Source organism: Kitasatospora sp. NPDC127035 (assembly GCF_042726075.1).
In the GTDB taxonomy this organism is placed as follows: domain Bacteria; phylum Actinomycetota; class Actinomycetes; order Streptomycetales; family Streptomycetaceae; genus Kitasatospora.
Map to the genome: position 1 here is coordinate 19270 of NZ_JBHXDN010000045.1, position 21578 is coordinate 40847.

Annotated in this window: 19 protein-coding genes; 10 read left to right on the forward strand and 9 right to left on the reverse strand. The window is 72.2% G+C overall.

Features of this window, described 5'->3' with window-relative positions:
• Window positions 1-142 precede the first annotated feature (142 nt).
• The 3 genes from ACFWIC_RS27015 to ACFWIC_RS27025 form a co-directional block, all read right to left on the reverse strand.
• Complete coding sequence (locus ACFWIC_RS27015) at window positions 143-721, reverse strand: snapalysin family zinc-dependent metalloprotease (protein WP_380520206.1); 579 nt, start codon at window positions 719-721, stop codon at window positions 143-145.
• Between the two features lie 237 nt (window positions 722-958).
• Window positions 959-1870: a LysR family transcriptional regulator gene (locus tag ACFWIC_RS27020; RefSeq protein ID WP_380359179.1), complete on the reverse strand. Its 912-nt coding sequence runs from the start codon at window positions 1868-1870 to the stop codon at window positions 959-961.
• A gap of 223 nt (window positions 1871-2093) precedes the next feature.
• Window positions 2094-2876 carry a S1 family peptidase gene (locus tag ACFWIC_RS27025; RefSeq protein WP_380364715.1) on the reverse strand — a complete coding sequence of 261 codons (783 nt, stop codon included), beginning with the start codon at window positions 2874-2876 and terminating at the stop codon, window positions 2094-2096.
• Window positions 2877-3294: 418 nt separating this feature from the next.
• Between ACFWIC_RS27025 and ACFWIC_RS27030 the strand changes: the two genes are divergently transcribed.
• From ACFWIC_RS27030 to ACFWIC_RS27055, 6 genes are all read left to right on the forward strand, one after another.
• The gene (locus ACFWIC_RS27030; protein WP_380520207.1) at window positions 3295-4740 is read left to right on the forward strand and encodes a ParB/Srx family N-terminal domain-containing protein; all 1446 of its coding nucleotides are present in this window, start codon (window positions 3295-3297) and stop codon (window positions 4738-4740) included.
• 283 nt (window positions 4741-5023) lie between these two features.
• The gene (locus tag ACFWIC_RS27035; RefSeq protein WP_355404799.1) at window positions 5024-6154 is read left to right on the forward strand and encodes a glycosyltransferase; all 1131 of its coding nucleotides are present in this window, start codon (window positions 5024-5026) and stop codon (window positions 6152-6154) included.
• A 243-nt stretch (window positions 6155-6397) separates the two neighbouring features.
• Window positions 6398-7120 (forward strand): phospholipid scramblase-related protein, encoded by a 723-nt coding sequence (locus tag ACFWIC_RS27040; RefSeq protein WP_329952673.1) that lies wholly within the window; start codon window positions 6398-6400, stop codon window positions 7118-7120.
• A 255-nt stretch (window positions 7121-7375) separates the two neighbouring features.
• A complete protein-coding gene (locus tag ACFWIC_RS27045) occupies window positions 7376-7822 on the forward strand; it encodes a peptidase inhibitor family I36 protein (RefSeq protein ID WP_329875280.1) in 447 nt (148 codons plus the stop codon).
• A 114-nt stretch (window positions 7823-7936) separates the two neighbouring features.
• Window positions 7937-8374 (forward strand): peptidase inhibitor family I36 protein, encoded by a 438-nt coding sequence (locus tag ACFWIC_RS27050; protein ID WP_329952672.1) that lies wholly within the window; start codon window positions 7937-7939, stop codon window positions 8372-8374.
• A gap of 32 nt (window positions 8375-8406) precedes the next feature.
• On the forward strand, window positions 8407-8832 hold the full coding sequence (locus ACFWIC_RS27055; RefSeq protein ID WP_329875284.1) for a peptidase inhibitor family I36 protein: 426 nt from the start codon (window positions 8407-8409) through the stop codon (window positions 8830-8832).
• 261 nt (window positions 8833-9093) lie between these two features.
• Here ACFWIC_RS27055 and ACFWIC_RS27060 read toward each other — a convergent pair whose 3' ends face one another.
• Window positions 9094-11064 carry a ricin-type beta-trefoil lectin domain protein gene (locus ACFWIC_RS27060; RefSeq protein WP_380520208.1) on the reverse strand — a complete coding sequence of 657 codons (1971 nt, stop codon included), beginning with the start codon at window positions 11062-11064 and terminating at the stop codon, window positions 9094-9096.
• Between the two features lie 282 nt (window positions 11065-11346).
• Window positions 11347-13074 carry an amidohydrolase family protein gene (locus ACFWIC_RS27065; RefSeq protein WP_329881506.1) on the reverse strand — a complete coding sequence of 576 codons (1728 nt, stop codon included), beginning with the start codon at window positions 13072-13074 and terminating at the stop codon, window positions 11347-11349.
• Window positions 13075-13808: 734 nt separating this feature from the next.
• On the opposite strand from ACFWIC_RS27065, the gene ACFWIC_RS27070 reads away from it, so the two are divergent.
• Window positions 13809-15389 (forward strand): carbohydrate binding domain-containing protein, encoded by a 1581-nt coding sequence (locus ACFWIC_RS27070; protein WP_380520223.1) that lies wholly within the window; start codon window positions 13809-13811, stop codon window positions 15387-15389.
• A gap of 176 nt (window positions 15390-15565) precedes the next feature.
• Here the strand turns inward: ACFWIC_RS27070 and ACFWIC_RS27075 are convergent, their stop codons facing one another.
• Both ACFWIC_RS27075 and ACFWIC_RS27080 read right to left on the reverse strand, forming a co-directional pair.
• Window positions 15566-15928: a hypothetical protein gene (locus ACFWIC_RS27075; protein WP_329881505.1), complete on the reverse strand. Its 363-nt coding sequence runs from the start codon at window positions 15926-15928 to the stop codon at window positions 15566-15568.
• 200 nt (window positions 15929-16128) lie between these two features.
• Window positions 16129-16356, reverse strand: a complete 228-nt coding sequence (locus tag ACFWIC_RS27080; protein ID WP_329952670.1) for a hypothetical protein — start codon at window positions 16354-16356, stop codon at window positions 16129-16131.
• A 538-nt stretch (window positions 16357-16894) separates the two neighbouring features.
• Between ACFWIC_RS27080 and ACFWIC_RS27085 the strand changes: the two genes are divergently transcribed.
• Together ACFWIC_RS27085 and ACFWIC_RS27090 are read left to right on the forward strand one after the other, a co-directional pair.
• Entirely contained in the window at window positions 16895-17098 is a 204-nt protein-coding gene (locus tag ACFWIC_RS27085; protein ID WP_030918248.1) for a cold-shock protein, read from the forward strand.
• Between the two features lie 363 nt (window positions 17099-17461).
• Window positions 17462-17839, forward strand: a complete 378-nt coding sequence (locus tag ACFWIC_RS27090) for a CBS domain-containing protein (RefSeq protein WP_329952317.1) — start codon at window positions 17462-17464, stop codon at window positions 17837-17839.
• A gap of 151 nt (window positions 17840-17990) precedes the next feature.
• On the opposite strand, the gene ACFWIC_RS27095 is transcribed toward ACFWIC_RS27090, so the two are convergent.
• Entirely contained in the window at window positions 17991-19211 is a 1221-nt protein-coding gene (locus tag ACFWIC_RS27095) for a Dyp-type peroxidase (RefSeq protein ID WP_380520209.1), read from the reverse strand.
• Between the two features lie 31 nt (window positions 19212-19242).
• Between ACFWIC_RS27095 and ACFWIC_RS27100 the strand changes: the two genes are divergently transcribed.
• The gene (locus tag ACFWIC_RS27100) at window positions 19243-20589 is read left to right on the forward strand and encodes a right-handed parallel beta-helix repeat-containing protein (protein WP_380520210.1); all 1347 of its coding nucleotides are present in this window, start codon (window positions 19243-19245) and stop codon (window positions 20587-20589) included.
• 42 nt (window positions 20590-20631) lie between these two features.
• On the opposite strand, the gene ACFWIC_RS27105 is transcribed toward ACFWIC_RS27100, so the two are convergent.
• Complete coding sequence (locus ACFWIC_RS27105; protein WP_355404780.1) at window positions 20632-21342, reverse strand: hypothetical protein; 711 nt, start codon at window positions 21340-21342, stop codon at window positions 20632-20634.
• Between the last annotated feature and the right edge of the window lie 236 nt (window positions 21343-21578).

Genomic DNA, 21578 nt, shown 5'->3' on the forward strand with positions numbered 1-21578 from the left:
GAGCCGTGTGACTGTCGGGCACGTGGAGGATCACGAGGGGGGCCGATCGGCGTCGGCCGGTGTGCCGGGCATCGCGGCGCACCGGCCCCGCACCCGGTCCGGGGCGGCGAGGACAGTGGGCGCTGCCCTCGCCGCCGCACGGTCAGGACGCGTCGACCAGCAGGTGGCCTTCCGCCGGGTCGTGCGCGGCGGTGCGGCCGGCGTAGGCGGACTCGACCCGGGACCGCTCGGCCGCGTTGGGGACGGCGTTCTTGCAGGTGGTGCCGGCGCTGGAGCCCGACATCAACTGGGAGCACGGTCCGGGCTTGGTGTCCGGCAGGCCGAGGTTGTGGCCGATCTCGTGGGCGGCGATGCGGGTCTTGTCGTGGCCCTCGGTGACCGCCTGGCTCCCGAGTTCCACCCGGGCCTGGCCGCCCGGACGGACCGGTCCCAGCGTGGCCTGCGGCCAGCCGGTGGTGGCGACGATCTGGATCTCGGCGCGGGTGCCGGGCCGGGCCGCCACCAGCTTGACGTTCTTGGTGTTCGCGTTCCAGGAGGCGACGCCGGCCGAGACGGCGGCCTCCCAGCCGGCGGCCCGGGTGGCGTCGTAGTAGAGGGTGGTCACGGCGGCGGCGCCGGTCCGTGCGGCGTCGGGTGTGGACACGGCCTGCGCCGCAGGCGCCATGATCACGGTGATGGCCGCGGCGGTGCCGATGGCTGTGAACCACTTCGAGTGGGACATGACGGTCCTTACGTGGGGTCGGTCTCCCCGGGACGAAGGGGAGGGGATGGCGCGGGCGGTGGGCATCGCCACCTCCGCGAAGGGGCGGGCGCCCCGGATTTGGCGGTGAACTGTCAAGTAAATCGACGGCCGGCACGCGGGTGTTACGCCCGTTCCCGGCAACGGCGCCCGGTCGCGGTTGCCGCAGACGGACTCGAAGCCCGTGGGTGGTGGGCGAGCCGCTCTCCCTCCGGGGCGTCAGTCCGGCTTGACGCACCGGGCGTCGAAGGCGTCCCGGACGAGGGCCAGCAGCAGCGACCGGGCGCCGATGAGGGGTGACTCGCGGTGCAGGGCCAGCACGTGTCTTCCGAGGAGCGGGTCGCCCGCGAGTCTTCGCATGACCACGCCCTCCCGGGCTCTGGCCGATCCCTGCAGCAGGGTGAGGCCGACGCCCTGGGTGACCAGGTCGCACAGGATGCCCACCTGTCCGATGCGGAGCGGTGAGACGCACGGCGCGAATCCGGCGGATCCGCAGGCCGCGACCAGCGCCCCGTAGTCGTCGCAGCCGGGATCGTGGGGCGGGAGGAGCCAGGTCTCGGCTGCGAGGCCCGCGAGGTCGACCCGCTTCTGTCGGGCGAGGGGGTGCCCGGCAGGGAGGACGACCACCACGGGTTCGAGTCCGATGACGTCGACGACGACTCCGTCGGGCGGCGCCGCGCCGAAGCCCTCTAGGTCGACCAGGCACCCTGCGGCGATGGACCGGTCCGCGACCCGGCTCATGGCCTCCCCCGTGGTCGCGCACTGCACGAAGCTCACGGGGTTGCTCAGGACGGCCGGCAGGTGGATCGCCAGATGACCCAGGAACGGGCCGGAGCTGCCGCCCACCGTCACCGGCTCCAGGCCGACCGCCGACCGGAGACGGCAGCCGCGAATCCGGTCGGCGCTGGCCACCGCGTCACGGGCATGCAGAATCACGAGCTCACCGGCCCGTGTGGGAGTGACCCCGCGAGCCGAACGCTCGAAGAGGGGCTGGCCGAACGAGGCTTCTATTCTGCGCAGTTGGGTGGTCATCGCCGGCTGGGAGAGCATCAGGGTGGCAGCTGCCCTGCTCAGACTGCCCGCGTCGGCGATCGCCAGCAGGATGCGGAGGTGCCGCAGTTCCAGTTCCATGGCTGAGCGAGGCTAGTTCACGCCCCCATGTCATGTCCACGGTTCTGGCGTGAAACGCGGGACGTGAGACGTGGGGCGTGAAGTGTGGGGCGTTGGTCCGTACCTGACGGTCCGTCATCTCCCGACCGGCGGACCGCGGCCGGAGCGGGGTCGTGCGACCCGGGCCGGCCGCGGTCCGGCGGCCCGACCCCTCGTGCGGGGGTCGCGCCGCAGGAGCGACGGCTCAGAGGGCGCCGGTGTACTCCTGGATCCAGGGTCGCCAGGACGCCAGGTCCGTGTAGATGGCGCCGCCGACTCCGCAGGTGTCGCTGTCGGTGCCACTGCGGCTCGTGGCGCCGGCCAGTTCGCGCCGGCCGTTACGGGTGATCAGGGCCGGGCCTCCGGAGTCGCCGTAACAGGCGGTGGCGGAGGTGGTGCCCGCGATGCACAGCTCGCGGCTGTTCACCATGTCACTGCAGGAGCTGTCGGGCAGCACCTTGGTGTCGAGCTGCTTGAGGTAGCGGGGCGCGGAGGTGGAGCAGCCGCTCTGCGGGCAGGTCTGCCCCCAGCCGAGCAGCCGGGTGGCGGAGCCGTCGGGCGGGGTGGTGGAGGTGATCGGCACGGGCGTGTTGGTGACCCTGCTGCTGAGGCGCAGGAGGGCTATGTCCTGGCCTGCCATGCTCTGGTCGTCGGAGGGGCGGACGATCCGCGAGACCCCGGTCAGGGTGCCGCCGCCGAGGTGGTCGTTGGAGCCGATCCGGATGCGCAGGGCGGAGGGCTGGAGCGGGCCGCTGCGGCCGTAGGTGCAGTGCAGGGCAGTGACCATCCACTCGGGCGAGATGAGCGAGGCGCCGCAGTAGTGGCCGCCGTTGACCTGGATGGATCCCATGAACGAGTAGGTGGAGGTGGCCTGTTCGCCGCCGACGATGGGGGTTGGGGCGGCCGCGGCGGTGCCGATGAACGCCGGTGCGGTGATGACCAGGCCGAGGGCGATTCCCGCGGCGGACAGGGGTCGGGAAAGGCGCATGGGGGTTCCTTCGGGTGAGGGGTGTCGGGGGAGCGGAGGGGGAGGGCCGGACACCCGATTCGGGTTGTCGGTGGCCCATCAACCTGCCGTTCACAGGAGTATGTGAGCGGCGGCACCGGCCGCGCCAATGTCAGCGGCCCATAACATCCGGGGGTGCGGGCGCAGGCTTCGGCAGGTGGGACGGGGCGGCACCCCCCGGCTCGGGCGGCACGCGGTCGTCGCCGTGGCAGGGCGTCACCGCGCGCCGCTACGACCGCGAGGCCGGCCCCGGCCCCGGCCCCGGCCCCGCGAACGGCGACGACCAGGGTTCACGCACCCGCAACTCCGGGGACGCCCTGCGGCCACCCGTCGAGACGGGAGTGATGGATGGATGTGCGCCAGCAGTGATCGCTTTCAGCCGTCGAGCCGCAGGAGAACCATGAGCACCGGCCCCGTCCCCGCGCCCGTCCCCCCGCGCCGCAGCCCGGGCCGCAGCGCGCTCGCCGCCGCGGCGGCCGGCATGCTCGCGCTGGGCGGGCTGGCGGGTCTCGCCACCCCGGCCGGAGCGGCTGCCGCCGGCGTGGCCACCGCCCCGGCGGGCCCGGCCGGCGCGACGGCGCCGGGAGGGGCGTCGGCGCCGGGAGGGGCGTCGGGGGCCCGGCCGGGCGACCTGCTGGACGTGACCCTGGACCAGGTGCGCCCCACCCAGCCCTCGGTCGGCTACGACGAGGTGTACTACAAGCTCGGCCGCTACACCTCTCCCAAGGACGAGCTGAACGGCGCCGCCAACAAGCGCTTCGACGACTGGTGCGAGACCAACGGCCAGGGCGTGGCCGCCACGGTGCTGCCGGGCGCGCGGCTCGCCGACCCGGCGACGTTCACCTGCACCGTCCCGCTGGGCCAGGAGACCGAGGCGAGTCGCGCGGAGATGAAGACCGTCGTGGTGGGCCCGGGCGGCGCGCTCTACCTGACCGACGGCCACCACACGCTGACCTCCTTCCTGGAGGCCCCGGACGGCGGTCCGGAGCTGCACCTGCGCCTCATCGTCCAGGCCAACCTCAGCGACCTGTCCCCGGCCGCCTTCTGGCAGGAGATGCGGGCCCGCAACTGGGTCCGCCTGATAGACGAGCAGAACCGGCCGATCACCGTCGAGCAGCTGCCGCAGCACCTGGGCCTGGCGTACTTCCACGACGACCCGTACCGCAGCCTGGTCTACTTCACCCGGGACATCGGCTACTCGGTGCCGGACGGCGCGGCCGAGTACCTGGAGTTCCTCTGGGGCGACTGGCTCCGCGGCCAGGGCATCGGCCTGCCCGGCTCGTACAGTACGACCGACCGCACCTCGTACCTGGCCGCGGTCCGGACGGCCTCCCAGGCCATGTCGGCCGTGCCGGGGGACACGGTGATCACCGAAGGCCGCACGGCGGACGAGCTGGGCCGGCTGAACCCGTGGAACGCGGGCAAGAAGCCCACCGGCGGCGAGTTCGGCAAGCTGAGCGCCCCGATCACCGAGGCCAAGCCCGGCAAGCTCGCCTACGCCCTGGACTTCCGTGCCAAGGTCCCGACCGGTCCGGCCTGCACCGAGACCGTGACCGGCCGACACACCGGGCCGCTGGTCGTCTCGCGCGGCACCACCTGCCTGACCGGCGCCCGGCAGACCGGGCCCGTCGTGGTCCGCGCGGGAGCGAGCCTGGTGGTCAAGGGATCGGACATCACCGGCCCGGTCCAGGCGGTGGGCGCGGGCACGGTGCAGCTCTGCGGCACCGTCCTGACCGGCCCGCTGAGCGTGGTGAACACCCGTGACCACCTCACCCTGGCCGCTCCGGGCTGCACCCCGAACACCCTGAACGGCCCGGTCCAGCTCGTCGGGAACCCGACCTCCTGAACCCGGTGGCACCTCCGGCCGCCGGCCGCCCTCCACCCGAGGGCGGCCGGCGGCCGCGTCGTTGTCCGCTCCCGCGCAGGGGCGGGCGAACGCGGCCTCCGACAACGCCGGGGAGCGCGCGGACCGCGCCGGGCGGGCCCCTGCCGCCTCGCCCGGTACGAGAATGTCCGGTTATCGATCGTACCGGGAGCAGCAATGACGGTTCATCAGATGATGGCGCGTGCGGGCCCCGCCCGCGCCCTTCCGAATTGGCGATCATTCGATGAACGACCTGGAGACTGTCGTGCGCATACTCTTCACCGGCCCGGGCGCGCCCACCCACCAGTTCCCGATGGTGCCGACCGCGCAGGCCCTGCGGGCCGCCGGGCACGAGATCCTGTTCGCCGTCCCGAAGCCGTTGGAGCCGATCCGGGGGGCCGGCTTTCCGATCGTGGAGATCGGCGACGGCCGGTCCCTCAAGGACTCCTTCGAGGCCTTCGAGGGCGAGACCATGCGCTTCGCCCGGCCGGAGATGACCCAGGACGAGATCCTCGAACGGGCCGCGGCGGCCTTCGCCCACGCCTCGCGCTCCACCGTGGACGACCTGCTGGCCACCGCCGACGGCTGGGGCGCGGACCTCCTGGTCCACGACTCCTGCCTGGCCTCCGCCCAACTGGTCGGCGCCAAGCTCGGGATCCCGACCGCGCTCCAGAACTTCGGCGTCATCTCCGGCCTCTCGCTGGCCGCGCGGCTGGCAGGTCACTTCACCGACGTCTACGAGGCGTACGGGGTGGCCGCCCCGGCCGAGTCCACCGCGCTGAACGTCGTCCCGGCCTCGCTCGGCGGCGACCCGGGCGGGCTGCGGATGCGCTACCTCCCCTTCAACGGCGGCGGCGTGGTTCCGGCCGGCCTGCTGCGCCGGAGCGTCCGGCCGAGGGTCGCGGTCACCCTGGGCACCGTGGTCACGGAGGTGGACGGCGTCCACGCGATCGCCCGCCTGATCGAGGCCGCCGCCTCGGTCGACGCGGAGTTCCTGCTCGCCGTCGGCGGCGCCGACCTCAGTGACCTCGGAACCCTTCCGGACAACGTCCGCCCGCTGCCGTGGACCCCGCTGGCGGAGTTGCTGAGGGTCTGCGACGCGGTGATCCACCACGGTGGGTCCGGCAGCACGCTCACCGGCATGCAGGCCGGCGTGCCGCAGCTCATCCTCCCGCAGGGCGCCGACAGCTTCGCCGTCGCCGACGCCCTCGCCGCCACCGGCGCGGGCCTGCGCTCCGCGTCGGGCGACGTGGACGCCGCCCTGCTCGCCCGCCTCGTCGCGGACCCGGAACTCCGAGCCGGCGCGCTCCGGCTCCGCGCCGAGAACGACGCCCTCCCCACGCCCGCCGCCGTCGTCCCCGAGATCGAAGCCCTCGTCACCGCCGCCGCCCGCTGACCCCCGGGCCCCGACCGGCGCACCCGTGGCGCGGTCGCCGAAGGGTTCGAGCGGCCGGATCGTTCGCAGGCGGGCGGGCTCCTGACGTGACATCGGTCACACCCGCGGCTTCGAACACCGGCCGGCTGTCGCTCGCAACACCCGAACGCGCAGGCCGCAGGCCCTGTTCGGGGTCTCGGACGAACCCGGGCCGTTCGAAACGATTCTGGCTACCGGAGGAGGATTGAGCCTAACCTGCCCGCCATGTCCCAGAACACGAACACGCCCGGTATCCCCGGGCAGCCGGCCGCTCCGGTCGGCGATTTCGCCAAGGTCCAGCGCCAGGTGCAGCAGCAGGCGGGCGTCGGACCGGTCCACGGTGGTGGCGGCACCCTCTTCTCCGAGCCGGTCCTGGTGGTGAACCAGAAGGCCAAGCTGATCGAGCTGACCAACGAGTACTCGGTCTTCGACCAGCAGGGCGCCACCCTGGGCTCGGTGGTCCAGGTCGGCCAGAGCGGACTGCGCAAGGCGATACGGCTGCTCACCTCCCTCGACCAGTACCTGACCCACAAACTGGAGATCCGCGACGCGCAGGGCACTCCGGTGCTGCTGCTCACCCGCCCTGCGAAGTTCATCAAGTCGCGGGTGGTCGTGCAGCGTCCGGACGGCCAGGAGGTCGGCCAGATCGTTCAGCAGAACGCCATCGGGAAGATCAATTTCGCGCTGGAGGTCGGCGGGCAGAAGGTCGGCGCCGTCAAGGCGGAGAACTGGCGGGCCTGGAACTTCTCCATCGTCGACGGGACGGACACCGAGATCGCCCGGATCACCAAGACCTGGGAGGGCCTGGCGAAGACGATGTTCACCACGGCCGACAACTACGTGCTCCAGATCCACCGCCCGCTCGCCGACCCGCTGCTCAGCCTCGTCGTGGCGACCGCGCTGACCGTGGACACGGCGCTGAAGCAGGACGCCCGCGGCTTCGGATAGCCGTTGCCCGCACGGTGTTCACGGCCCCGCCTCCCGACCGGGAGGCGGGGCCGTGCACGTGGAACCGCCGTGTGTGGCGTCGGTGTCGGCCTCGGCTTCGAGAGCAGTCGTTCGAGAGCAGTCAAATGACTGATGCCGCCCGTGCGGCCCCGACGGCACAGTGGAGTTGCTCCGGGGGCGGACACGCCGGAGCGACACCCCTGGCAGCCGGCGCGGACGCGCCGGTCAGGGCCGACGGAGAAGGCGGAGGAGATCATGAGGAACCTGAGGCGAACGGTGATGCGGGTGGCGGTGGGCGCTGCCGCGCTGGTCGGGGCGGTCACCGCCACGACGACGAGTGCGAACGCCTACGTCCTCACCGACATTCAGACCGGATCCGGCAAATGCCCCGCCAACTGGGTGTGCCTGTGGAGCGAGAACAACTTCGTCAGGGGGAATCCGGCGAGCGGGTACGACTACGGGGCCGTGGGTTCGGACCAGAACGTCTCGGACATGGGGAAGTTCACCTACGAGAGCAAGCTCTTCCGCTGGAAGGGCATGCAGGATTCCGCCTCCTCGGTCGTGAACAACACGGGGAGCAGCATCTGCTTCTACGAGCACAACGGTTACTCCGGCCTGGAGTTCAGGATCGGTCCCTCGGAGAAGTGGGCCTCCGTCCCGTCGTGGATCAACGACAGGATCAGCTCCTTCAAGTTCTGCTGATCCGGCCCCGTCGGCCCTGTGGACGACGAACGAACCGGTATCCACCAACCCACTGAGTCAACCACCCGAAGCACAGGATCGGCACGGTCGGGCCGAATCCGGAAGAGAGGGACCATGTTCTCGAAAAGCACGATGACGAGGCTCGGAGTGTGTGCTGCTGCCGCGGCCGGGCTGTTCGTGGCCACGGCGACGTCCGCGAGCGCCACCAGTGTCTTCGACATCGGCCACGGGGCCGGCTCGTGCCCCAGCGGCTACGTCTGTCTGTGGTCGGAAGGCAACTTCATTCAGGGGAAGTTCGTCTATGACCACAAGTTCGGGTCCTTCGCGTCGAACCAGAACGTCAGTGACATGGGAAAGCTCGCCCGGAGCTCCACCGGGGACAAGGGCATGCAGGACGTCACGTCGTCGGTGCTGAACAACACGGGGAGCAGCATCTGCTTCTACGAGAACAACGGGTACTCCGGCCTGGAGTTCAAGATCGGCCCCGGGGAGCACTGGCCCTCCGTCCCGTCGTGGATCAACGACAGGATCAGTTCCTTCAAGTACTGCTGACGCTTCCCGGACCTGAACGGACGGTAAGGAAATTGCCCAAGAATTCGGTCAGGCTCGGACTGTGTGCCGCCGCCGTCATCGGACTGATCATGACGGCGGCGCCGTCCGCGAGCGCCACCACGATCCTCGGCATCGGGCAGGGCGCCGGAGCGTGCCCCGGCAATCACGTCTGCCTGTGGTCCGAGAACGACTATGTCGGCGCCACCAGCGGCTCCAAGTTCGGGTCGATCGCGTCGGACCAGAACGTCGCGGACATGGGGAAGCTGAAGCGGGACGGAGCCCTGTGGACGGGGATGCAGGACACCGCGTCGTCGGTACTGAACAACACGGGGAGCAGTATCTGCTTCTACGAGCACAACGGGTACGGAGGGCTGGAGTTCAGGATCGGCCCCCGGGAGCACTGGCCCTCCGTGCCGTCGTGGATCAACGACAGGATCAGTTCCTTCAAGTACTGCTGACGGGTCGTTGATCCCGCAGTCCGCAACGGGGCGGTCGCGCTCGCGGGTCACGCCCCTGCCGGGCCGGGGTGACCGCGGGTCGCGGCCGTCAGCGCTTCCAGACCGTCGCGCGCGGAATCGCCGGCGCGCCGGGCACGTCGACCAGGGTGGCGTGCCCGGCGATCACTCCCGCCTCGTTGACGAGGGAGGTCCGGGCCGTCCGGGGGGAGGGGCGGACGGCCTCGGCCTCGTGCGCGGGCGGGTGCGGTCAGGGACCGCCGGTCAGAGGAGTTGGAAGGACCACTCCTGCTTCCAGCCGCCCTCGCAGGTCCACACCCCGAGCTGCTTGTGGTCGGAGTCGTGGGTGAGGCAGTTGTCGTCGTCGATCCGGATCCGGTACTTGCCGTCGCCGAGGCTGACGAACTCCCACTTCTGGTTGGGGGTGTTGCCCCACGCCTGCTGTTCGGCGACGTAGGTGTCCGGGTTCTCGGTGAGGTTGAACCCGAGGTCGTTGACGATCCGGTAGCGGTCCCCGCCCAGCGGCTTGACCGTCCAGGTGGACCCCTTGTACCCCAGGATCCCGCCCAGGATCGGCGCACCCCAGCTCGCGGTCTCGTTGGGCGCCGTCGCGCCCAGCCCGTTGGAGAGCTTCAGGAACAGCGGCCGCTCGGTCGGGACGCGGGAGCCGCCTCCGGTCGGGGGCTTCGGGTTCGTCGGATCGGTGGGGCCGGTCGGGTCGGTCGGTGTGATCACGCCGCCGGACGTGGACTCGAGCACCCATTCCTGCTGCCATCCCCGCTTGCACGTCCACACGCCGAGTTGCTTGAAGTCGGAGTCGTGGGCGAGGCAGTCGTCGTCGGAGATCCGGATCTGGTACTTCCCGTTGCCGACTCCGACGAGTTCCCACTTCTGCCGGGAGGAGTTGCTCCACGGCTGGAGCTCGGCCAGGTAGCCGCTGCTCTCGGTGAGTTCCAGTCCGTGGGAGCTGGTGATCCGGTAGCGGCCGCCGCCCACCGGGGCGACCTTCCACTTGGACTCGTTGCCGCCCCGGAGCCCGGCGACGACCGCCGCCCCGGCGGAACCGCCGACCGGGACGGCGCCCAGCCCGTCGTCGAGCTTGAGGAACATCTCGGCGCCGTTGCCGGGCTGGGTCGGGCCGGTGGTGGGCGGGGTGCCGCCCCAGGCCCAGTTCTGGTTGGGCGCGGTCCGGTTGTCCTCGGAGCCGCAGGCCCAGGCCGCCACCGTGCTGCCGTTGGCGGTCCGGCCGCTCAGGTCGTCGATGCAGACGTCCCTGGACCGGTCGTCCTGGTCCGTCATGTGCCGCAGACTGCCGCTGGGCGACATGTGCCAGCGCTGACCGGGGATCTCCAGGCAGTCCCAGACCTGGAGCCTGGTCCCGTTCGCGGTCCTGTTGGCCTCCAGGTCCAGGCACTTGCCGTTGGCGGCCCGGAGCTTGTAGCCGTTGTAGGTCCACCTCTGCGCGTCACCGCCGTTGCACTCCCACATCTGGACGGGGGTGCCGTTCGCGGTGCCGTTGCCGCTGACGTCCAGGCAGGCGTGGTAGCCGGGGCCGCTGGAGTCGGGGGTCAGGCTGCCGGTCCTGGTGGCGTGGCCGGACCGGGCGGGGAAGTGGATGGTGCGCACGTCGCCGTCGCACCTGTAGGGCCGCGCGGTGTTCGCCCGGCAGGTCCACGGCTCCTTCTTGACGCTGTCGCCGTCGTTGCCGACGAACGCCCAGTTCATGTAGCCGCCGTCCCCCCGGTTGCGGAAGGTCGAATCCCCCTGGAAGACCCATATCCGGAATTTGTCGTAACCGGAGGGTTCCTTTTTCTCCTTGTCCAGGAAATGGTTGAGTTTGTAGGTGGTGTCGAGCAGCACCCCCTTCATGTCGGTCTTGTGCTCGTTCGTGAACCACTCGGTGTCGTACAGGTCGGTGCCCACGGTCTTGAACACCATGACGTTGAACCCCGGGAACTTGGCGCTCAACTTCGCCGCCGTGTTCTGGGTGAACTCCGCGTTGTCCAGCTTGTTGACGTTGGCGGCGTTGTGCATGAGCTTGATCATGTCGAAGGTGGAGCTGATCAGCGAGGACATGCAGTTGCCGCCGCCCGGAACGGCTGGGGTTCCGCAGGTCCTGTCCACGGGGAAGTTCGCCGCCGGAGCGGCCTCGGCCCGCACACTCGGACCGGAGACCACGGCGAATGCGGCGACCGCGAGGGCCAGCGAGCGTTTCAAGCGGGACAGGGGTTTCACGTCGTCATCATCCTTCTTCTCGACCGAGAGATATTTCTCTTCTCGACAAAGACGGATGCTAGACCCCGGAATCCTCCGGCCCGCGACTCCTGACGGCATCCATACGACGGGGCCGGCCGGACTGCCCTTTCGTGCACGACCCCGGTCCGCCGGGTTCTGCGGACCGGCCTCGATACCGGTGACGTCAGGATTGCCGCCGACGGCCCGTGCGCCCGGCCCGGGCCGGGAACGACCGGCGGCCGTGGCCGCCGGTCGTGGTGGGGGCGAGCCGGGGCCGCCGGTTCAGCAGGAGCAGCCCCAGTGCGGGGTGGGCGCGGTCGCCGGGTCGGCCGCCGGGGGCTCGGAGGCCCGGCCGGTCGGTGCGGGCGGGTGGACGGTGGCGCCGGCCTTGATGGTCTCGACGACCTCGATGTCGCGGATCTCCTCCGGATCGACGGTCAGCGGGTTGGCGCTGAGGACGACCAGGTCGGCGAGCTTGCCGACCTCGATGCTGCCCTTGCGGTCCTGTTCGCCGTACTGGTGGGCGGCGTTGATCGTGATCGCGCGGACGGCGTCCAGGGGCGACACCCGGTGCTGGGGCCCGAGGACGGCGCCGGTGCGGGTGCGCCGGGTCACCTGGCTGGACAGCACGGCGATCGAGTTCGGCAGGGCGACCGGCGCGTCGTGGTGCGAGGTGTAGCGCAGGCCCCGGTCGAGCGCCCAGCGGGCGGGGGAGATGGCCTCCGCCCGCTCCTCGCCGAGGACCACCGAGCGGTACCAGTCGCCCCAGTAGTAGGTGTGCATCGAGAAGAAGGAGGGCACGATCTCCAGCCGGGCGAACGCCTCGACCTGCTCCTCGCGGGCCGTCTGCGCGTGGATCGCCACGGTCGGCCGCCGCCCCGGCCCGGCGGCCTCGACCGCCCGGAGGAACTGGTCGATCGCCGCGTCGCCGTTGACGTGCGCCAGGACCTGCCAGCCCCGCTCGACCGCCGTGCCGACCTGCTTGGCGACCACCGCGTCGTCCGGCACCGTCGGGTACCCGCTGTAGCCGTCCGGCTGCCCGGCCGGCGGCGTCAGGTACGGCTTGGTCAGCCACGCGGTGCGCCCCTGCGGCGAGCCGTCGAGGACCAGCTTCACCCCGGCCGCCCGGACGCGGTCGACGTACGTGTCGCTCACGCCGATCGGGTCGTCCAGCGCGGAGGCGAGGGCATCCTCGGCCTTCACGTACGCGACCACGTCGACCGGGAGCAGCACGGCGGCTGCCGTGTCCCGCAGGGCCTTGAGGTTGGCGAGGTTGGTGCCGCCCTCCTGCACCGTGGTGAAGCCGAAGGCCGCCGCGGTGGCCGCGCCCGTGACGAACAGCGCCCGCAGTTCGCGTTCCGGCAGCCCCGCGAGTGCCGATTCCGAGGCCGGGGTGAACGCCTTCTCCTCCAGGACGCCGTCGGGCTCGCCGTACGAGGGCGGGACGGCGAGTTCCCGCCGCCGGATCACCCCGCCCTCGGGGTCGCGCGTGGCGGCGGAGAAGCCGAGCAGCCGCAGGCCGAGACTGTTCACCGCGCCGAGGTGGAACGACTGGTGGATGGCCAGCACCGGGCGCTCCGTGGACACTTCGTCGAGGTCGTCGCGGGTGGGGTGCCGGCCCTCGTCGAGCATCGCGTCGTCGTACCCGAACCCGATGATCCACGCGGAGTCAGTCCCCGTCGGGCCGTCGGCCCAGGCGCGCAGCTTGTCCTTCAGCGAGCCGATGTCGGTGACGTCGCCGTCCGGCGCGGCCAGCAGGTTGGCGATGACGGTCTGCAGGCCGATGCCGCCGAGGTGTCCGTGGGCATCGATGAACCCGGGCAGGAGGGCGCGGCCTTCGAGGTCCCGTACGACGGTCCGCGGGCCGCTCCAGTGTTCCGCCTCCTTCCGGGTGCCGACGAAGACGATCGTGCCGTCCTTGACGGCCACCGCTTCGGGCGACGCGTCGCTGTGCTCGGCGACGGTGACGATCTCGCCGCCGTGGAGGATGAGGTCGGCCTGTTCGGCCATGCGGGTCTCCCGTTCGGTAGGGGGTGCGAAACCAGGTCCCAACCTAGGAGCCCGGTGGCCGAACGTCGTTGAGAACGGCCGACGTTCACCGGGACGGGTCAATCACCTGCCGGTCCCGCCGGGCCCGGCCGCCACGCGGTCCTCCGGCGCCCGCCGCCCCCGGTGGGGGGAATCCGGCCACCGGGCCACGCCCGTGACGGCCGGCGGCCGGAACTCGCCTGCGGTCGGCCGGTCGAGGGAGGCGGCGGTGGGCGTGGCCACCACCGGGCCGCGGACCGGGTGATCGGTACAACTGCCTTCACCTCCAGTGTACTTGTCGGCCCTTCCGTGCGCGGACCCTCGGCGGGCCGCCCTCGCTCGACCGGGCCGCGCCTCCCGGGATTGGTCCAGACCTATTGACGGGCCTCGCCACCCCTTCTACGATCCGGTCCGGCACAGCCCCACATGTCCCCACCTCACCCAGAGCCGGGCGTCACGCCCCCACGCGTCGGTCATGTCCATGGCGCTCGGCGGGAAGGGAGCACAACATGTTCCGTCGGAGGTCCCGTACTCCGCGTCTGTCGGGCGATTCCCGCCCTGGTGCGAACCCCGGCCGCCTCGAAGGCGACCGGGCCGGGAGCGAGTCGTCCCGAACCCCCCGCCCGCAGCGGGCGGCCGTGGAGCGCGCATCGCACGTGAACCGGACCGGCCGCACCCGGCCCGGACCGGCCGTCCTGCGGCGCTCCCTCGCCGGGATGAGCGCCGCGGCCGTCATCGGCGCCGGCCTCGCGGTGGCCGGCACCGTCACGGCCGGGGCCGTCACCCCCAACCTGGTGGCCAACTCCGGATTCGAGAACGGACTCGCCGACTGGACCTGTTCCGGCGGATCCGGCGCGGCCGTCGGCAGCCCGGTCCGCTCCGGCACCTCCGCGCTCAAGGCGACGCCGACCGGCCTGGACAACGCCCAGTGCACCCAGACCATCAGCGTGCAGCCCAACTCCCAGTACACGCTGAGCGCGTACGTCCAGGGCAGCTACATCTACCTGGGCGCCACCGGCACCGGCCTCACGGGCACCACCTCCACCTGGACGCCGAGCAGCTCGTCCTACAGCCAGCTCAGCGTGGCCTTCGCCACCGGGGCGAACACCACCTCGGTGACCGTCTTCCTGCACGGCTGGTACGGGCAGCCCGCGTACCACGTGGACGACGTGTCGCTCGCCGGCCCCGGCGGCAACAGCCCGTCGCCGACCACTCCGACGACGCCGCCCACCACGCCGCCCACGACGCCTCCGACCACCCCTCCCACGACACCCCCCACCACGCCGCCCACCACGCCGCCCACGACACCGCCCACGACGCCTCCGACCACGCCGCCGGGTGACACCTGCCCGACGAAGCCCAAGCCGTCGGGCAAGGTGCTGCAGGGCTACTGGGAGAACTGGGACGGTGCCGCGAACGGCGTGCACCCCGGCATGGGCTGGGTCCCCATCACGGACAGCCGGATCGCCGCGCACGGCTACAACGTCATCAACGCCGCCTTCCCGGTGATCCTCTCGGACGGCACCGTCCTGTGGCAGGACGGCATGGACGCCGGCGTCAAGGTCTCGACCCCGGCCGAGATGTGCCGGGCCAAGGCCGCCGGCGCCACGCTCCTGATGTCGATCGGTGGTGCCGCCGCCGGCATCGACCTCAGCTCCAGCACCGTCGCCGACAAGTTCGTGGCGACCGTCGTCCCGATCCTCAAGAAGTACAACTTCGACGGGATCGACATCGACATCGAGACCGGCCTGTCCGGGAGCGGCAACATCAACACCCTGTCCGCCTCCCAGTCCAACCTGATCCGCATCATCGACGGCGTCCTCGCCCAGATGCCCGCGGGCTTCGGTCTGACGATGGCCCCCGAGACCGCGTACGTCACCGGCGGCAGCGTCACCTACGGGTCGATCTGGGGCTCCTACCTCCCGATCATCAAGAAGTACGTCGACAACGGTCGGCTGTGGTGGCTGAACATGCAGTACTACAACGGCAGCATGTACGGCTGCTCCGGTGACTCCTACCAGGCCGGCACCGTCCAGGGCTTCACCGCGCAGACCACCTGCCTGAACAACGGCCTGGTCATCCAGGGCACCACGATCAAGGTGCCGTACGACAAGCAGGTGCCCGGCCTGCCGGCCCAACCCGGCGCCGGCGGCGGCTACATGGCGCCGGGCCTGGTCAGCCAGTCGTGGAACGCGTTCAGCGGTTCGCTGAAGGGGCTCATGACGTGGTCGATCAACTGGGACGGTTCCAAGGGCTGGAGCTTCGGCGACAACGTCAAGTCCCTCCAGGGCCGTTGATGTCCCGCTGATGTCCCGCTGATTCCGGGGGCTCCGGTGCGCCGTTGCGCGCCGGAGCCGATCACCGACCGAAACCACCCCTGCGGGTGATCCGAGGCCGCCGAGGGCCCGGATCACCCGCAGGGGTGTGTGCTTCGCAGGGGAATCGCAGGGGAAGGGCGGGGCGACCGCGGCTGTCAGGTGTCGGAGTAGCTGAGGTCTCCGACCGTCCAGGCGTTGACGTCCTCGATGGCGATGCGGTACATGCCCCCGGTGTGGGGCAGCGCGAAGTCGCCCTGGAGGATCTTCGCCCGGTGGAGGTGGAGGTGGGTGGGGCGTGCGGGCGGGCCGTCTGCGGGCTGGGCGAAGAGGGCGGCGAACGGCTTCAGGTGATCGGACGCCTGGAGGACCTCCGCCACCCGCTCCCACCACAGGGTCACCGGCGCGAGCCTGCCGGTGATGACCGCGCCTGGGACCACCACGGTCAAGGACATCTGGTTGCTGTGCTCGGATTCGACCATCGCGGCGATGTCGACGAGCAGCCCGTCGGGGTTCGACATGACTCCCAGCCTAGGACACCGTGCCGGGGCCGCCTAGCCTTGCCCGGGGTGGTCTCCACGGCGCTGCCACGGCGCGGCGTTCCCACGGCGCGACCCGTGGGCGTGCCGCCGGCCGATCGGCCGGACGCCCGGCGTCGACGACCGCCGGTGCGTCGGCCGGAGCCGGAGGGACGGGGTGAACGGCGAGGTGAGGCGCCGGGTCAGAGCTTGTGCATCGAGGTGTAGGGCTGGGTGATGCGTTCCTGTCGGGATCCGAAGTCGACGAGAACCGCGATGTCGCTGTCGCCCTCGACCCCGATGGCCCGGCCGAGGCCGAACGTGTCGTGGCTGACGCGGTCACCGACGGCGAAGTGTTTGCGCGGCGCTTCGACCCGGGCCTTGAAGGGGCTGGTGGGCAGGTGGCGGTGGACTGCTGCAGATTTCCTCATCCCTTCCAGTATGCGCCGGATATCGCGGGGGTGGGACTTTCCCGAAGCATTCGGGTTGCGCGGGCTGTAACGCCGCGTGTGCCGACGGAACTCCCCGGAACGGGGCGGGGCGCCGGCCGGGGTGGGCCGGACGGGCCCGGGCGGGCCCGGGGCGCGCCCTGGGGGGCTGTCGCGGCGACGCCGGGCGCGCCGCACCCGGGCGAGTCGCGCCCGCCCCGGAGGGCCGCGGGCTCGGACGGTGCGGCTGACCGCACCAACAGGCCTACCCCCGGAGTGCGTTGGCCGTCCCGGCGCCCCGGTGCCGGCGACCCCGGGGCGAGGTGTCGAAAAACCCGGGGCGAAATATCCGCCCGCAGCGGGCCGGGGCCTGCTAGAGTCGTTTTAGTTGCAGTAGTGGTTCCCATGAACTTTGTGTGCGCCTGCTGATGTATCGCAGGCGCATTTTTGTTTCCCGGATATTTCCGGGTGGGTGCTCATCGCGGCGACTCGAAGCACGTGCTGTACGTGTTTCGGACTGCCCTTGAAGGAGATTTTTTTTATGGCTAATGGCACCGTGAAGTGGTTCAACGCGGAAAAGGGCTTCGGCTTCATCGAGCAGGAGGGTGGCGGCCCGGACGTCTTCGCCCACTACTCGAACATCAACGCCAACGGCTTCCGTGAGCTGCTTGAGGGCCAGAAGGTCGAGTTCGACGTCACGCAGGGCCAGAAGGGCCCGCAGGCCGAGAACATTCGCCCGCTGTAGTTCTTCTGCCACGGCACCCGCCCAGCAGCGAGGGGCCCGCACCGAGTACTTGATGCCCGGTGCGGGCCCTTCGGCATTGCGTCACGACGCATCCCGGGCCGTTCGGGCCCTCGGTCCCGCCACCGGCGGCCGTCCCCACGCGAGACGTACGGCGCCGCGTCCGGACCGGCCTCCTCCCGTGACAGTTCACGGTTCGCGGTTCTTCGCTCCCGCCCCCTGCGGTGAGCACCGACCGCAGGCGACGTGCCGCACGGTTCCACCGTCCACGCCCCGCCCGTCACACGCCCGGCCCGATGCCTCGCGGCTTCCGCGTGCGCTGATCAACCGGCTGCCTCGGCGAACGACACGAGAAGGAGCCCGCCCATGACCACGACCCTCGAACACCCCACGACCACCACGGTCGGCGACCTCATGCGACACCCGGAGCTGCAGATCAGCGACGACGTCATGGTCGACACGGCGATGGACATCCTGCGGAGCTCCGGCGCGGACCACCTCCTGGTCCGCGACGAGGACGGTCGCTGCGCCGGGCTGCTGACCCACCTGCACCTGGCGCCCTTCCAGGCCCGCTCCTGGTACACCGAGCGCACCCCGGTGCGCAACATCGTCCTGGACCGCGGCCCGTTCGCCACCGCCGACATGTCGGCCACCACGGCTGCTGCCGCCATGCGCTCCCGCGACCTGACCAGCTGGCCGGTGGTGGACCACGACGGCCACGTCGTCGGCCTGCTCAGCATCTAGCGCCGACGCCGACGCCGACGCGGACGCCGACCGGCCCGGACGGGCGGGCGGGGGGTCCTTCGCGCCCCGGGTGGGGCGCAGCGATCCCGCCCCGACCCCCGCTACCGCGCGCGGGGCGCAGCCGGCTCCGGGGCGTGCGGGCCCGGGAGCGTCAGGACCACAGGTGGTCGCCCAGGGCGGTGCCCTCCGGGGCGCCGGGGAGCACGTGGGCGACGGCGGACGCCGTGTGTTCGAGGAACGGATTGAGGGCGTCACGGGTGGCGAGGCGCTCCTGGACGCGGGTGAACTGGCCGGGGTCGCGCATGAAGGCGCAGAAGAGCAGGCCGCGGTCGCCGGGGGCGTCGTCGTAGCTGTAGCCCCGGCGGAGCATGCGGGCCCCGCCGTCCAGCCGGGGGCCGGTGAGGCGGACGTGGGCGGTGGCGGGGATGACGTAGGCACCGTTCGGGTGCTTGGCGTAGAGGTCGGGCTCGTCGTGTTCGGCCGTGCCGGTCAGCGGGGCGCCGTCACCGGCGCGGCGGCCCATCGCGAGGTTCTGATGCTCCTCGGGGAGGGCGGCGAAGGCGGCGGTGTCCATCCGGATCCGTCGGTAGACCAGGACGGTGGCGTTCTCGTGCGGCCCCGGTGGGCCCCAGACCCACTGTCGGGCCGCGTCCTCGTCCGGGTTGGCGCTGCCGTCCTTGAAGCCGAACAGGTTGCGGGGCGTGGCGCCGGGCTCCGTGCCCGGCAGGAAGCCGGACTGCGACCAGCGGGGCGTGGCCCCGGCGGCCCGGGCGGCGGTGGCGGTGAGTTCGCCGACGACGGCGAGCGTCCAGTGGTCGGCGGCGCCGAGCTGGAGCAGCAGGTCGCCGCCGCTGCGCGCCGGGTCGAGGCGGTCGCCGGGGAACGCCGGCAGCTCGGCCAGCCCGGCGGGGACGGCGAGGCCGAGCCGGGCGGCGAGGGCGGGGCCGAGGCCGACCAGCGAGGTGAGCCGGGTGGTGCCGCCGGCCCGTAGCCGCGGGTCGGGTGACGGGCCGGTTCCGGCCGTCGCCGAGGCCAGGGTGCGGGTCCAGGCGGCGAGGAGGGTGCGCAGGGCCTCCCGGTCCGCGGCGGTGGAGCTCGGCGGGAGGTCGAAGGCGATCAGTTTCGTCGCCGCGAGCTGAGGGGACGTCACACCGGACTGCCGGGCGCCGTGGAAGGGGGTCGGCGCCCCGGGCGGCGGGCCGTCGGCTCCGGTGGCGCGGCCCGATGTCCGGTCGCCGTCCGTCAGTTCGCCCGCCGCGGCTCCGACGCCGGCGGCGAGCACCGCACCGGCCGCCAGCAGCGCCCGCCGCCGCCCGAGGCCGGGCGCGGCGATCGGGTTCGACGGCGACGCGTTTCCCGGTTCGGTGGGCATGCGCCCTATTGGAGACGATAGAACACGTGCCATGCAAATCACGTTTCCTGATCGTCTGTCAGCTCTCCGGGCCGGAGCGGCGGCGACCACCCTCGTCCTCGCGGCCGCCCTGTCCGCGGGGTGCTCCTCCGCGGGTCCGGCCTCGGACGACGCAGCACACCCGGCCGGGACCGTGGTCCGCGTGCCGGAGGACTTTCCCACCGTCCAGAAGGCCGTGGACGTTGCGCGCGAGGGCGACACGGTGCTGATCGGCCCGGGGACCTACCGCGAGAGCGTGCGCGTCCCCAAGCGGAACGTCGTGGTGCGCGGGACGGACCGCTCCGCCGTGGTGCTGGACGGCGGGCTCAAGCTGGCCAACGGCATCACCGTCACCGGGCCCGGCTCCGTGGTGGAGAACCTCACCGTCCACGGATACCTGGCCAACGGCGTCCTGTTCACCGGCGTCACGGACGAGAAGCTGCAGCAGCGCGGCGCGGGCGGCTCGGCGTACGACCCGCTGGACACCGCCCGCTTCCCGCCCGTGGAGGGCTTCCGTGCGACCAGGGTGACGTCGTACAACAACGGCCTGTACGGCATCTACGCCTTCGACGCGCGCTCCGGCGTGATCGAGGACTCCTACGCCTCCGGGCACGCCGACTCCGGCATCTACGTCGGCCAGTGCAAGCCCTGCGACACCGTCGTGCGCGGCAACACCGTGGAGCGCAACGCGGTGGGGGTCGAGCTGACCAACGCCTCCGACGGCCTGTCGATCGTGGGCAACCGCGTGGCCGGCAACCGGGTGGGCGTCACGGTCAACTCCAACGACCTGGAGGCGCTGGCCCCGCAGCACGGCGCGGTGATCGCGGGCAACGTGGTCGTCGACAACAACGCCGCCGACACGCCCGAGCAGGCCGACGGCGGCTTCGGGATCGGCATCGGGATCGGCGGCGGCACCGCGAACCGGGTGGAGCGCAACCTCGTCCGGGGCAACCGCGCGGCCGGGGTGATCGTCACCGATCCGCCGGGCCACCCGGCGACCGGCAACCGGGTCGAGGGCAACCAGGTGGACGGCAACGGCGCCGACCTGGTGCTCGCCTCGGCGGACCCCGGCAACTGCTTCAGCGGCAACCGGCCCGCCACGCAGAGCCCGGAGGGTCTGGAGGCCGCGGCGGGCTGCGGAAGCCCGGTGCACGGGCCACTGCCGGCGGGCCGGACGGCGACGGTCCTGGCGCCGCCCGGCGTCCCGTTCAGCCGGGTGCCCGCGCCGCCCGCGCAGCCGTCGCTGCCCGACCCGACGGCGCCGGGCCGCCCGGCGACCGGTCTGCCGGGCGCGGTGGACCCGGGGGCGTACCCGCTTCCGACGGATGCCGGCGTGCTCCCGGCGCAGCCCGCGCGCTGACGGGCGGGCGAAGGGGCGGGAGGCAGGTCGGGGGCCGGCCGGTCAGCCGGTCAGCCAGGGCGCCTCGGGGAGCTTGGCGACGTCGTCGTGTCCGGCGAACTCCACGGTGGTCGGGGTGCCCAGGCCCGGCATCCGCATCGTCACCCGCCTCAGCGTGGCGTCGGCGTCGACCCAGTAGGTCAGGGGCGACCGGCCGCCGTCGGGCGCGGCGCCCTGGGCGCGCGGGCCGGCGAACCGGTCGTGGATCCGGCCGTCCAGGCGGTCGGTGCCGAGCCAGCGCGCCCCGGACTGGGCGAGCAGCAGCGGGTTGTCCGGCCGGTCGGCGCCCAGCTGGACCAGCAGTTGGAGCCCGGCGTCCAGCGGGTCCGCCGTGTAGGTGCGCGGGGACCAGCCCTGCCGGGGGACGCGCTCGGCCTGCTGCCAGGCCGGTCCGTCGGTACCGGCGGGCTCGGGGGCGAGCCCGAGCCCGCCGGCGTCCCAGACGACCAGTCCGTGGTCGAGCGGGCCGCTCGCCCCCGTGACCCGGTAGCGGCCCACGCCCCGGCGGGTGCGGTAGTCCACGACACCCTCGACCCGGACGTCGACGCCCCCGCCCTCGGCGGCGGTGAGCGTCACGGTGACCGGGCCGGCCTGGTAGAGGTTCAGGCGCGACAGGGCCAGCCGGGAGGCCTCGTCGACGGTCACCGCGCGCTCCCCGGTCCCGCCTGCGACGGTCCGGTAGGCGACGACGCCGCCCGCGGCGGTGGCGCACACCACGAGCGCGACCAGGGTCCTGAACCGGAGGGTCCGACGACGTGTCGCGCGGGGGGCGCTCCCGGGCTTCCCGCTGCCCGCCCCGGCGCCCGCCTTCGCGGCTTCCGCCCTTCGGGCCCCTGTCGTCCGGGCCCCTGCGTTCCGGGCCATGCGATCGCCTTCTCTCGTCGGTCGGTCACGACGGTCGGGCGGGTCCGCGGACCGGAGTCTGCCTCGAAGAGCTCCAGGTGCTGATC